The organism is Phaeobacter sp. PT47_59 (assembly GCF_028890025.1).
GTDB lineage: Bacteria > Pseudomonadota > Alphaproteobacteria > Rhodobacterales > Rhodobacteraceae > Phycobacter.
Window position 1 is genome coordinate 1 of record NZ_JARCJL010000020.1, and the last position, 12,051, is coordinate 12,051.

The 12,051-nt window shown below is 60.9% G+C and carries 10 protein-coding genes; 4 read left to right on the plus strand and 6 right to left on the minus strand.

The window, feature by feature from the left end; translation table 11 throughout:
- The 4 genes from PXK01_RS16145 to PXK01_RS16160 all read right to left on the minus strand — a co-directional run.
- On the minus strand, positions 1 to 1,060 hold a 1,060-nt coding region (locus tag PXK01_RS16145; RefSeq protein WP_274860866.1), incomplete at its 3' end, for a cache domain-containing protein.
- A 247-nt stretch (positions 1,061 to 1,307) separates the two neighbouring features.
- A complete protein-coding gene (locus PXK01_RS16150; protein ID WP_274849506.1) occupies positions 1,308 to 1,559 on the minus strand; it encodes a hypothetical protein in 252 nt (83 codons plus the stop codon).
- Between the two features lie 288 nt (positions 1,560 to 1,847).
- The gene (locus PXK01_RS16155) at positions 1,848 to 2,720 is read right to left on the minus strand and encodes a ribokinase (protein WP_274860868.1); all 873 of its coding nucleotides are present in this window, start codon (positions 2,718 to 2,720) and stop codon (positions 1,848 to 1,850) included.
- 9 nt (positions 2,721 to 2,729) lie between these two features.
- Positions 2,730 to 4,985: an NADP-dependent malic enzyme gene (locus PXK01_RS16160; protein ID WP_274849504.1), complete on the minus strand. Its 2,256-nt coding sequence runs from the start codon at positions 4,983 to 4,985 to the stop codon at positions 2,730 to 2,732.
- A 323-nt stretch (positions 4,986 to 5,308) separates the two neighbouring features.
- Between PXK01_RS16160 and PXK01_RS16165 the strand changes: the two genes are divergently transcribed.
- Both PXK01_RS16165 and mutS read left to right on the plus strand, forming a co-directional pair.
- Positions 5,309 to 6,154, plus strand: coding sequence for a flagellin N-terminal helical domain-containing protein (locus PXK01_RS16165; RefSeq protein WP_274849511.1), 846 nt, complete (start codon positions 5,309 to 5,311; stop codon positions 6,152 to 6,154).
- 99 nt (positions 6,155 to 6,253) lie between these two features.
- Entirely contained in the window at positions 6,254 to 8,887 is a 2,634-nt protein-coding gene (gene mutS / locus PXK01_RS16170) for a DNA mismatch repair protein MutS (RefSeq protein ID WP_274860870.1), read from the plus strand.
- Positions 8,888 to 8,942: 55 nt separating this feature from the next.
- Here mutS and PXK01_RS16175 read toward each other — a convergent pair whose 3' ends face one another.
- Positions 8,943 to 9,503, minus strand: a complete 561-nt coding sequence (locus tag PXK01_RS16175) for a nucleotide exchange factor GrpE (protein WP_274849502.1) — start codon at positions 9,501 to 9,503, stop codon at positions 8,943 to 8,945.
- Between the two features lie 9 nt (positions 9,504 to 9,512).
- Positions 9,513 to 10,577, minus strand: coding sequence for a heat-inducible transcriptional repressor HrcA (hrcA, locus tag PXK01_RS16180; protein ID WP_274849501.1), 1,065 nt, complete (start codon positions 10,575 to 10,577; stop codon positions 9,513 to 9,515).
- Positions 10,578 to 10,719: 142 nt separating this feature from the next.
- On the opposite strand from hrcA, the gene rph reads away from it, so the two are divergent.
- The gene (rph, locus tag PXK01_RS16185; RefSeq protein ID WP_274849500.1) at positions 10,720 to 11,433 is read left to right on the plus strand and encodes a ribonuclease PH; all 714 of its coding nucleotides are present in this window, start codon (positions 10,720 to 10,722) and stop codon (positions 11,431 to 11,433) included.
- Entirely contained in the window at positions 11,430 to 12,044 is a 615-nt protein-coding gene (rdgB, locus tag PXK01_RS16190) for an RdgB/HAM1 family non-canonical purine NTP pyrophosphatase (protein WP_274860872.1), read from the plus strand. The genes rph and rdgB overlap by 4 nt, the downstream gene beginning before the upstream one ends.
- Positions 12,045 to 12,051: the final 7 nt, after the last annotated feature.

Sequence of the window (12,051 nt, forward strand, 5' to 3'; positions counted from 1 at the left end):
GATGCGACAGGTCGTCCGAGGACTGGCTGATCTCGGCCGCGCCATTGCGGATGCTGGCGGCGGACTCGACCACCTGCACAACTGTAGCACTAAGATTATCAACCGTGCGATTGAAATCTGACCGGAGCTGTTCATATTCTTCGGAAAAGGCGCTGTCGATACGGGCGGTCAGGTCGCCGTTAGCCAGCATCGATAAACGGCTTGTCAGGGTCTGCACCACACGCGCCTGCGATGCCGCGTCGAGTTCTTTTTGCTTCGCTTCGCGGTCCCGATGCCGGATCAGAGATTGACGCAGAACATCCAGTGTACGCCCCATATTGCCGACCTCATCACGCCGCCCAATTCCCTTGATCTCGGTGTCTAGATCACCGTCCGCCATGGACTGCATCCGTCTCTTGAGCCGGTTGACCGGTTTGATGACGCTGCACGCAAGGAAATACGATACCACACACATGGCCGCCAAGCCGACAACCAGGGCAACCATGGCGAAATTGCGCATGACGGCAATATCAGCCTCGATATCAGCGACATAGGCACCGGTGCCGATGATCCATCCCCAGGGTTCGAACAGTTTCACGAAACCCATCTTGGCCTCTGGGATATCCGAGCCGGGTTTACTGAAGTGATAAATGACCGACCCAGCCCCGTATTGCTCTGCGACCTTTTTCATTTCCTGAAAGATTAGAACGCCGTTTACATCCTTGAAACCCGTTTGATCCTTACCTTTCATCTGCGGCGCAGTCGGATGAGCCAGCATATTGTATTGCTGGTTCAAGGCAAAGAAATAGCCAGCAGTGCCGAAACGCGGCAGCTCAACCGCAGTAATTCCGCGCGCCTGAGCATCGTCCAGCGTCAATGCCCCTCTTTGAACCTGTGCGTCGAGATCCGCCAGAATGCCGACCATGACGTCAGTGAGGCTATCGAGTTCATTTTCGCGCATCTCGTAGGCATTGTCCACGGCGCGGGATAGCAGCGCAAAGGTCAGAGCAGCGGCAAGAACAACGGCCAACCCGGCCATGGCATAGATACGGGTCGGCAACCGATAAAGAAAATTGGGCATGGCAAACGGATCCTTTCACTAGGTGCGATCACACGTGAAAACAATGCATAAGCATCAGCATGATGCGTGCGCAGCATTGGTACCCGTTTCCTAAGAATCCCTTAGGGCATCGGACATGTGTTGCGATTGATACGGAAAAACCGGTTTGCTGCACACCAAAGTATCAATACAGAACTCAATACGTTGAACATGCGCACAAATCGTGCGGCACATCCATGCCTGCCCTCACCATGGGACGAATCGCCGCTCAAATGCTGCCACGCCCCCCCCCGGCGCGCTGAACCTCGGGGATCGAGGCAACCGCCTGTGCAGTGGTCAGGGCAAGCTGCTGGCGCCCCTCGATTTCGGAGGAGATACGCGCTTCGAACTGATGCAGCTCGCGGTATGTCCCCTCCTCTGAAAGACGATTGAGGCCAAGAAACAGAGGCACGGTGACAATGGCAATGGCGATCAGCGAACTGACCAGAAGGGAAACAACAATTCGCATTCGAAGGGACATATCGGGCTCCTTTCCACCTGGGAAAGCAGTAGCCATAAACCCCTTAAACAATGCCGCACAAGGTTGAAGAAATATCGGGTTTTGAAAATCGCAGCGCAGAAGTACTTTTGGTATGCTTAAATTTTGGCCTTCCAAAAACTGTATGTTTTACAATGGTATGGCTTGATAATTGACCAGTACGATATTGTTCTGTCGGTGAAGACCTGCGTCACTATATCACCGTAAAATACAATAGGGCATGCCGCGCGCGCAGCCTTGTTGCGCGATTGCCAGCCAAAGAGGGCAAAGTCAGAAGCGCGCGTCCTGGACCTCTTTCAGGTCGGGAATGACATCGGCGGTGCCATGACGTGTCACCATCAGGGCCGCTGCGCGGGCGGCCTGGGCCATCGCCTGGGCCATCGGCATGCCGCGATCCAGACCGGCCAGCACATAACCGGTAAAAGTATCCCCTGCCCCGGTGGTATCAACCGGGGTCACGGGCAGCGCGGGGATGTCTTGCGTTGTTCCGCTTGGACCATGGACATGGCGAGCGCCCTTTGCGCCCAGGGTGACGATCACATCCGAAACGCCCAGCGCCTCGGGCGCGAGGCCCGTGGCTTCCTGAAGCTGGCGGGCTTCCACCTCGTTCATGAACAGGATGTCGAGATGGGGCAAAACCGCCTGCACGGCGTCGGCCTCAAAGGGGGCTGCAGCATAGGCGACCCGCAGGCCCAGATCACGCCCCATCTTGGCGGCCTCGACCTGCAGGTTGGTTTCATTCTGCATCACCAGAATATCCCCGGCAGAGGCAGAGGACAGCGCCTGTCCCAGCTGATCGGAATGGATCGCCCGGTTGGCGCCGGGAAACAGGATGATCTGGTTTTCCCCCGCCTGATCCACCGCGACGATGGCATGGCCGGTGGGGGTATCGATCTGCGCGATATGGCGGGTATCGACGCCATATTCCATCAACCTGTCCCGCGCCCAAATCCCTTCCGGCCCCACCGCACCGATATGGCAGACATGCGAGCCGACGCGGGCGGCGGCGACGGACATATTCGCCCCCTTGCCGCCCAGGAACTGGGCAAAATCCGTAGCCGCCAGGGTCTCTCCGGCCTGCGGCAGATGCGGCAGGGTGTAGACCATATCGGCATTGATCGAGCCCAGGTTCCAGATCGCCATTATGCGCCCCTAGCCGATGTTGCAGGCGGCCAAGACCGCCATGTTCAACACGTCATTGGCGGTGGAGGTGGTGGAGCAGATCTGGATCGGCTTGTCGACGCCAGACAGGATCGGGCCAATCACAGTGGCGCCGCCCATCTCCTGCATCAGCTTGACCGAGATCGAGGCCGAGTGCCGCGCGGGCACCACCAGGATATTGGCCGGGCCGGACAGGCGCTGGAAAGGGTAGTTCTCCTGTGCCTTGGCGTTCAGGGCCACGTCCACGGTCATCTCGCCTTCGTATTCGAAATCGACGCCGCGCTTATCCAGAACGCCGGGGGCGATATGCATCTTCTCGGCGCGTTCCGATACCGGGTAGCCGAAGGTGGAGAAGCTGACAAAGGCCACGCGCGGCTCCAGCCCCATGTGGCGGGCGACCCCGGCGGCGCGCTCGGCAATGGTGGCCAGATCGTTTTCATCCGGCCATTCATGCACCAGCGTATCGCCGATCAGCACGATGCGACCTTTGTGGAGTAGAGCCGTCACGCCCGCGGCACCATGTTTGGCATCGGCGTCAAAGACGTGGTTGATCTGGTCCATGACGTGTGCGGATTTCCGGGTTGCCCCGGTAACCAGACCGTCGCCGTGACCATGCGCCAGCATCAGCGCCGAGAACACATGCCGGTCACGGCCCACCAGGCGGTGGATATCCTTGCGGTCAAAGCCCTTGCGCTGCAAGCGGTTGAACAGGAAATCCTTGTAGGTGTCGAAATGCTGGGTATTGGCGGCATTGACCACCTCCAGCTCGCGCACCGCATCGCCAAGGCCCGCGGTTTCCAGCTTGGCCTTCACATCGTCGGGGCGGCCCACCACCAGCGCCTTGCCAAAGCCGGAGCGCTGATAGGTGACGGCAGCGCGCAGCACGCGGGGATCGTCGCCTTCGGCAAAGATCATCCGCGACTGGGCCGAACGCGCGCGGGCATTCAGGCCGCGCAGGATCGAGGCGGTCGGATCCATGCGGCTCTTGAGGCTGATCTCATAGGCCTCCATGTCGATGATCGGGCGGCGTGCGGCGCCGGTGTCCATGCCCGCCTTGGCAACCGCAGGCGGGATCCGGTGGATCAGACGCGGATCAAAGGGCGTCGGAATGATATAGTCGCGACCAAAGCTGAGCGACTTGCCATAGGCCAGCGCCACCTCGTCCGGCACGTCTTCGCGCGCCAGCGCGGCCAGGGCGTGGGCGCAGGCGATCTTCATCTCGTCATTGATGGCGCGGGCGTTGATGTCGAGCGCGCCGCGGAACAGGTAGGGAAAGCCCAGAACGTTGTTCACCTGGTTGGGGTAGTCCGAGCGACCCGTGGCGACAATGGCATCGACGCGCACCTCATGGGCCTCTTCCGGGGTAATCTCGGGGTCCGGGTTGGCCATGGCGAAGATCACCGGATTGTCAGCCATCGACTTGACCATCTCCTGCGTCACCGCGCCCTTGACCGATACGCCCAGAAACACATCCGCGCCCTGCATGGCTTCCTCAAGAGTACGCAGCTCGGTCTTCACCGCATGGGCCGATTTCCACTGGTTCATGCCTTCGGTGCGGCCCTGGTAGATCACGCCCTTGGTGTCGCAGACGATGCAGTTGTCATGGCGCGCGCCCATGGATTTCAACAGTTCGATACAGGCAATGCCAGCGGCCCCTGCCCCGTTGAGGACGATCTTCACATCCTCGATCTTCTTGCCCGAGATATGCAGCGCGTTGATCAAACCCGCCGCACAGATCACCGCCGTACCGTGCTGGTCGTCGTGGAAGACGGGGATGTCCATCTCTTCCTTCAGGCGCTGCTCGATGATGAAACACTCGGGCGCCTTGATGTCTTCCAGGTTGATACCGCCAAAGGTCGGACCCATCAGGCGCACCGCCTTGATGAATTCATCCGGGTCCTCGGTGTCCAATTCGATATCGATCGAGTTCACATCGGCAAAGCGTTTGAACAGGACCGATTTCCCTTCCATCACCGGTTTCGAGCCCAGCGCGCCAAGGTTCCCAAGGCCCAGAACCGCCGTCCCGTTGGAGATTACCGCCACCAGGTTGCCCTTGTTGGTGTAGTCATAGGCGGTTTCCGGGTTCTCGGCGATGGCCTCGCAGGGCACCGCAACTCCGGGCGAATAGGCCAGCGACAGATCCCGTTGCGTGGTCATCGGGACGGTCGCGTTGATCTCCCATTTGCCGGGGGTGGGCTCCAGGTGAAAGGCAAGCGCCTCTTCGTTGGTGATCTTCGCTTTGGGCATGGGCTGTCGGTGTCCTCTCCTAATCGGGCACAGTCATATCCCAGCCATGCGCGCCCCTCAATCCGAACCAGAAAGAAATCGCCCCCTAAAAAGCAATATTATTTCAAATAAAAGCCGATGGAGTCCGCCACATTGCTGACATGGTTTAGCCGTCTGGGGGCTGCATTTCGTTAATACTTATGAACAGCACCCGTCAAACGGGTGGCGCCTGGGCCAAAAACCACGGGCCCGGGCTGCATATGTCAGAAGGGCATACCATCATTTCTGACCAACCACATCCGCTGCCGAAACTCGGCAGTCAGGGTAAACATGGGATGCGCAGTATGACGAGTATCAATACAAACAGCGGTGCCATGACGGCGCTGCAGATGTTGGGCGGCACCGTCGATCAGTATCAACAAGTGCAAGACAACGTCGCCACCGGGCGGGAAGTGAACAGCGCGAAGGACAATGCCGCAATCTGGGCGATTTCCCAGATCATGGAAAGCGACGCCGCTGCCTTCAACACCACCTCCAAGGTTCTCTCTCTGGGTGAAGCAACGGTGGCTGTCGCCGCGGTCGGCGCTGAGCGGATCGCCGAAACGGTGACAGAGATGAAAGAGCTGGCGATCATGGCCAGCAGCGGCTCGGTCGACTATGCAAAGATCGAAGCGCAGATGCAGCACAAAACCGATCAGATCAATTCGATCATCTCATCGACCCAGTTCAATGGGGTCAACTTGCTGAAGAGCGATGTCAACGGCAGTGGCGCCTCCAGCCTGTCAGTCGCCGCGTCGCTGGATCGCGATGGCTCGGGCGGGGTATCGCTGTCGATGATCGACGTGGATACAGCCGATTTTGAAGGCGATCCTGCCTTTGACATCAACGGTCGCAGCGCGATTACCGATCAAGCCAGTGCAATGGCCGCTTTGGGAGAGCTCGAAGGCTTCCTGCAATTTGCCGTCAACGGCGCTGCGGCGCTTGGCTCTTCGGCCAGCCGGATTGCCAGCCAGAACGAGACTGTCAGTAAGCTGGAGGATGCAACACGCATGGGTATTGGCGCGATGGTCGATGCCAATATGGAAGAGACCGCCGCGCGCCTGGTGGCATTGAACGTGCAAAAGCAACTGGGCACCGTCTCTCTGTCGATCGCGAACTACAGTCCTCAGTCGCTTGGGGTGCTGTTCTGACCGCCCTGGCCGCGGCCCCATAGCTGATCCACCGCTACCGGGTTTTCCTTGGACCGTCTGCATAGTAAATGTCGGGCGACTACTTCCGGGGGATCTTGCATGACCGTGACGCCCATGATGGCGCAGTATCTTGAGATTAAGGCAGCGCATCCCGATGCGTTGCTTTTTTATCGGATGGGCGACTTCTACGAGATGTTCTTTGAGGACGCGGTCAATGCCGCCGAAGCGCTGGACATCGCCCTGACCAAACGCGGCAAGCACGAAGGCGAAGACATCCCCATGTGCGGCGTTCCCGTGCATGCCGCCGAAGGCTACCTGCTGACCCTGATCCGCAAAGGCTTCCGCGTTGCCGTGGGCGAACAGCTCGAAAGCCCCGCCGAGGCCAAGAAACGCGGCTCCAAATCCGTGGTGAAACGCGACGTGGTGCGGCTGGTGACCCCCGGCACGCTGACCGAGGATTCGCTGCTGGAGGCGCGGCGCCACAACTTCCTGGTTTCCTACTCTGAACTCAGGGACGAGGCGGCGCTGGCTTGGGCGGATATCTCAACCGGTGCGTTTCACGTGATGCCGATTGCCCGCGTGCGCCTGTCGCCGGAACTGGCACGGCTGGCGCCCTCCGAACTGATCGTCGCCGATGGTCCACCCTATGACGCCACCCGACCCTTGGCCGATGAATACAAGATCCCGCTGACCCCGCTCGGCAAGGCCAGCTTTGACAGCACTGCCGCCGAGAAACGCATCTGCGCCCTGTTCAACGTCGGCGCGCTAGATGGCTTTGGCACCTTCTCCCGCGCCGAAGTTTCGGCGATGGGCGCGCTGATCGACTATCTGGAGATCACCCAGAAGGGCAAACTGCCGCTGTTGCAGCCCCCGGTGCAGGAAGCGCAGGACCGGGTGGTGCAGATCGATGCCTCCACCCGCGCCAGCCTGGAGCTGACTCGCTCCCTGTCGGGGGGGCGTGCCGGATCGCTGTTGTCCGTCGTGGACCGGACCGTCACCCCCGGCGGTGCGCGGCTGCTGGAACAGCGCATGGCCAGCCCCTCGCGCAATCTGGATGTGATCGACGCACGTCTTGCGGCACTGGATTTTGCGGTGGAGGCGACGCAGCTGTCGCAAGATATTCGCGCCGCCCTGCGCAAGACTCCGGATCTGGATCGCGCCCTGTCCCGCCTTGCGCTGGAACGCGGCGGGCCGCGGGATCTGGCCGCCATTCGCAACGGGCTGATGCAGGCAGAAACCATTGCCCAGATGTGCGAGGGGCAAGACCTTCCCGATCTGATCGCAGGCGCGGTACGCGACCTTCTGGGATTTGACGACCTTCTGTCGCTGCTGGATGCGTCACTGGTGGCTGAACCGCCGCTGATGGCGCGCGACGGCGGGTTTATTGCGGCTGGCTATGATCCCGAGTTGGACGAGGCGCGCACCCTGCGCGACGAAGGTCGTTCGGTCATCGCCGGGATGCAGCAGAAGTATTCCGAATACACCGGCATCGCCTCGCTGAAGATCAAGCACAACAATGTGCTGGGCTATTTCATCGAAACCACCGCGACCCACGCGGACAAGATGCTCTCAGCGCCCTTGTCGGAAACCTATATCCATCGTCAAACCACCGCAAATCAAGTGCGCTTCACCACGGTGGAGCTGAGCGAGATCGAGACCCGGATCCTCAATGCCGGCAACCGGGCGCTGGAGATCGAAAAGCGGCTCTATGAAAGGCTTTCTGGCGCCATTCTGGAAACAGCCGCGCGGCTCAATACCGCTGCCAAGGGGCTGGCGGAGCTGGATCTTGTCACCGCCCTGGCCGATCTCGCACGCGGTGAAAACTGGACCCGGCCCAAAGTGGACAACTCCCGTGCGTTTCACGTGGAGGGCGGACGACACCCGGTCGTTGAACAGGCACTGCGGCAGCAGGGTGGCGACAGTTTCGTGGCCAATGATTGTGATCTGTCTGCAAGCGATGGCGCTGCAATCTGGCTTCTGACCGGTCCCAACATGGCCGGTAAGTCGACCTTCCTGCGGCAGAACGCGCTGATCGCGCTGCTGGCGCAAATGGGCAGCTATGTGCCCGCCGAGGCCGCCCATATCGGCCTTGTCAGCCAGCTGTTCAGCCGCGTCGGCGCCTCCGACGATCTGGCGCGGGGCCGCTCGACCTTCATGGTGGAGATGGTGGAAACCGCCGCGATCCTGAACCAAGCCGATGACCGCGCGCTGGTGATCCTTGATGAGATCGGCCGCGGCACGGCGACCTATGACGGCCTCTCTATCGCCTGGGCGACGCTGGAACACCTGCATGAGGTGAATCGCTCCCGCGCGCTATTCGCAACCCACTATCACGAGCTGACACAGCTCGCGAACAAGCTGGAAGGCGTCGACAACGCCACCGTCACCGTGAAGGAATGGGAAGGCGAAGTGATCTTCCTGCACGAGGTCAAGAAAGGTGCGGCCGACCGGTCTTATGGTGTTCAGGTGGCGCAGCTGGCCGGCTTGCCGTCCTCGGTGGTGGCGCGAGCGCGGGACGTGCTCGACATGCTGGAACAAGGCAGCCGTGAAGGCGCGGGCGCCAAGATCCAGATCGACGATCTGCCGCTGTTTGCCGCCGCCCCGCCGCCGCAGCCAAAACCTGCTGCGGGCCCGTCACCGGTGGATGACCTCCTGAGCGACATTCACCCGGACGATCTGACCCCACGTGAAGCGCTGGAGGCGCTCTATCGCCTGAAGGACGCGGCCAAGTAAAAGAAAAGGCGACCCTGCGGGGCCGCCTTTTTCAATTCTATCCGTGAGATGCGCGTTACGCAGGGGTGGAGGATACCCCGACCTGCGCCGGACGCAGAAGGCGGTCGTGCAGCATGAACCCTTCGGCGGAAACCTGGATGATATCGCCGGCCTTGGTGCCGGGCACCGGGGCTTCGAACATGGCTTCGTGCACCTGCGGGTCGAACTTGTCACCCACCTGCGGCGAGACGATGCGGATGCCATGCTTTTCGAAGACACCCAGCAGCGCACGCATGGTCAGCTCGACACCTTCGATCAGGGCGGCAGAGACCTGCTTTTGCTCTTCGGTGGCGGATTCCACGGCGCGTTTCATGTTGTCAAAGACCGGCAGCATGTCGCGCGCCAGTTTCGACCCACCGTATTGTTCGGCCTCGCGGCGTGCCTTGTCGCCACGCTTGCGGGCGTTTTCCGCATCGGCCAAGGCGCGCATGAAACGGTCCTTGAACTCGTCCCGCTCGGCGCGCAGGGCGTCCAGTTCCAGTTCCGCGTCGTCAAATTCTTCGGTCTGGGCCGCCAGCTCTTCGGCCTCGGCATTCGCGATATCATCGAGAAAATCGTCGTTCTTGGGCTCTGCCATTTTTCACCTCTAACTCCGGTCTGACAGCAATTTGCCGACCAGTTGCGCCGTATAGTCCACGATGGGCACAATCCGTCCGTAGTTCAGGCGGGTCGGGCCAATCACCCCAACCGCACCAATCACCTTTCGATCCGCGTTCATATAGGGAGACACCACCAAAGAGGAACCCGAAAGTGAGAAAAGTTTGTTTTCCGAGCCAATAAAAATGCGCACGCCTTCGCCTTCCTCGGTGAGTTCGAGGAATTCGGCAATATCCTGCTTGCGCTCCAGATCGTCAAACAGGCTGCGGATCAGATCCAGCTCCTTGGTGGCGCCACCATCGGCCAGAAGATTCGCGCGCCCCCGCACGATCAGGCGGGCCTGATCGCTGTCGTTGTCTTCCCAGGCGGCCAGCCCGCTTTCGATCAGATCATGCGCCAGGTTGTCGATCTCCTGGCGGCGGGCTGTGATCTCTTCCTGCATGTCGCGGCGCACATCGCTAAGGGTGCGCCCCTCCACCAGGGCGTTGAGGAAGTTTGCTGCCTCGCGCATCGAGCTGGGCGTCTGGCCCGGCGGCGGTGTGAACAGGCGGTTTTCGACATGCCCATCGGAAAACACCAGAACCACCATGGCCCGGTCGTGCCCGAGCGAGACGAATTCGATATGGCGGATCTCAGCCTCGTGTTTCGGCGTCAGCACCAATGAGGCGCCCTGCGTCACACCAGAAAGCGCGGCACCAACGCGGTCCAGCATACCGCTGACATCGCCTGAGTTTCGCCCCAGCGTCGCGTCGATCTTTTCCCGGTCCTGGGCCTTCAGATCCTCGACCTCCAGCAGGCTGTCGACAAACATCCGCAGCCCCATCTGCGTCGGCACCCGGCCGGCGCTGATATGCGGACTATCGAGCAGGCCGAGGAATTCGAGATCCTGCATCACGTTGCGCACGGTCGCGGCGCTGACCTTCTCGCTCAAGGATCGGGTCAGGGTGCGGCTGCCGACGGGATCACCGCTTTCGAGATAGGATTGCACCACCGCCCGGAACACGTCCCGCGAGCGGTCGTTCATGTCTTTCAGGATGTCATTTGCATCTGTCATGAGCATTTCAGCGGCTGAACGCTATATAGATAGGAACCGGTTTCCGGATTGCCATTAAAGAGGCCTGCGCACAAAGGTCAATCGTGCTTGCATCCCGCGCACCCACAGGGCTATCCGAAGGCCAGCAACAAAAGGATACTCCATGCGACCCTCTGGACGACAGTTGAACGAGATGCGCCCGATTTCGATCGAAACCGGCTTCACCAAGCATGCCGAAGGCTCCTGCCTGATCAAGGTGGGCGACACTCATGTTCTGTGCACCGCCACCATCGAGGACCGCGTGCCGCCCTTCATCAAGGGATCGGGTCTGGGTTGGGTCACCGCCGAATACGGCATGCTGCCCCGCGCCACCAACACCCGGATGCGCCGGGAGGCTGCCGCCGGCAAACAGGGCGGGCGTACCGTCGAGATCCAGCGCCTGATTGGCCGTGCCCTGCGCGCCGGTGTGGATCGCGTGGCCCTGGGTGAGCGCCAGATCAGCATCGACTGCGATGTTCTGCAGGCCGATGGCGGCACCCGCTGCGCCTCGATCACCGGCGGCTGGGTCGCGCTGCGCCTGGCGGTGAACAAGCTGATGAAGGCGGGCGATGTCTCGATTGATCCGCTAATCGATCCTGTCGCGGCCGTGTCCTGCGGCATCTATGCCGGCCAGCCGGTGCTAGATCTGGACTACCCCGAAGATTCCGAGGCCGGCGTCGATGGCAACTTCATCATGACCGGGTCGGGCAAGCTGATCGAAGTGCAGATGTCCGCCGAAGGTTCGATGTTTTCGCGCGAGCAGATGAACAACCTGATGGATCTGGCCGCCCAGGGCACTGCCGAGCTGGCCGAGATGCAGAAGGCCGCCTGCGCATGACCCGCAAGTTCGAAGGTGAGCGGCTGCTGATCGCCACCCACAACAAGGGCAAGCTGGAGGAGATGGCGCATCTCCTCCAGCCCTATGGCGTTTCGGTAGTTGGTGCGGCCGACATGGACCTGCCGGAACCGGAGGAAACTGAGGACTCTTTTGTCGGCAATGCCCGGATCAAGGCCCATGCGGCGGCCAAGGCAACCGGCCTCCCTGCCCTGTCAGATGACTCCGGCATCACCATCGATGCGCTGGACGGCGCGCCGGGCGTCTATACCGCCGATTGGGCAGAAACGGGCAATGGCCGCGATTTCATGAAGGCAATGACCCGCGCCCATGAAGAGCTGGAAGCCAAGAACGCGCCGCATCCCCGGCTTGCGCAGTTCCGCTGCACGCTGGTTCTGGCCTGGCCCGATGGCCATGACGAGGTGTTCGAGGGCGTGGCCCCCGGTCACCTGATCTGGCCGATCCGTGGCGCCGAGGGCTTTGGCTATGATCCGATGTTCGTGCCCGAAGGCCATGACGTGACCTTTGCCGAGATGGATCGTTGGGAGAAGAACAAGATCAGCCATCGCGGCGATGCGGTCGCAAAGTTCATCAAGGGCTGTTTCGGTGAATGACCGATCT

Excerpts from the sequence above, each read along its gene's own strand:
- PXK01_RS16175 (WP_274849502.1), bottom strand. The coding sequence starts at position 9,503 with ATGGCAGAGCCCAAGAACGACGATTTTCTCGATGATATCGCGAATGCC.
- PXK01_RS16165 (WP_274849511.1), top strand. The coding sequence starts at position 5,309 with ATGACGAGTATCAATACAAACAGCGGTGCCATGACGGCGCTGCAGATG.
- mutS (WP_274860870.1), top strand. The coding sequence starts at position 6,254 with ATGACCGTGACGCCCATGATGGCGCAGTATCTTGAGATTAAGGCAGCG.
- rdgB (WP_274860872.1), top strand. The coding sequence starts at position 11,430 with ATGACCCGCAAGTTCGAAGGTGAGCGGCTGCTGATCGCCACCCACAAC.
- PXK01_RS16160 (WP_274849504.1), bottom strand. The coding sequence starts at position 4,985 with ATGCCCAAAGCGAAGATCACCAACGAAGAGGCGCTTGCCTTTCACCTG.
- rph (WP_274849500.1), top strand. The coding sequence starts at position 10,720 with ATGCGACCCTCTGGACGACAGTTGAACGAGATGCGCCCGATTTCGATC.
- PXK01_RS16150 (WP_274849506.1), bottom strand. The coding sequence starts at position 1,559 with ATGTCCCTTCGAATGCGAATTGTTGTTTCCCTTCTGGTCAGTTCGCTG.
- PXK01_RS16155 (WP_274860868.1), bottom strand. The coding sequence starts at position 2,720 with ATGGCGATCTGGAACCTGGGCTCGATCAATGCCGATATGGTCTACACC.
- hrcA (WP_274849501.1), bottom strand. The coding sequence starts at position 10,577 with ATGACAGATGCAAATGACATCCTGAAAGACATGAACGACCGCTCGCGG.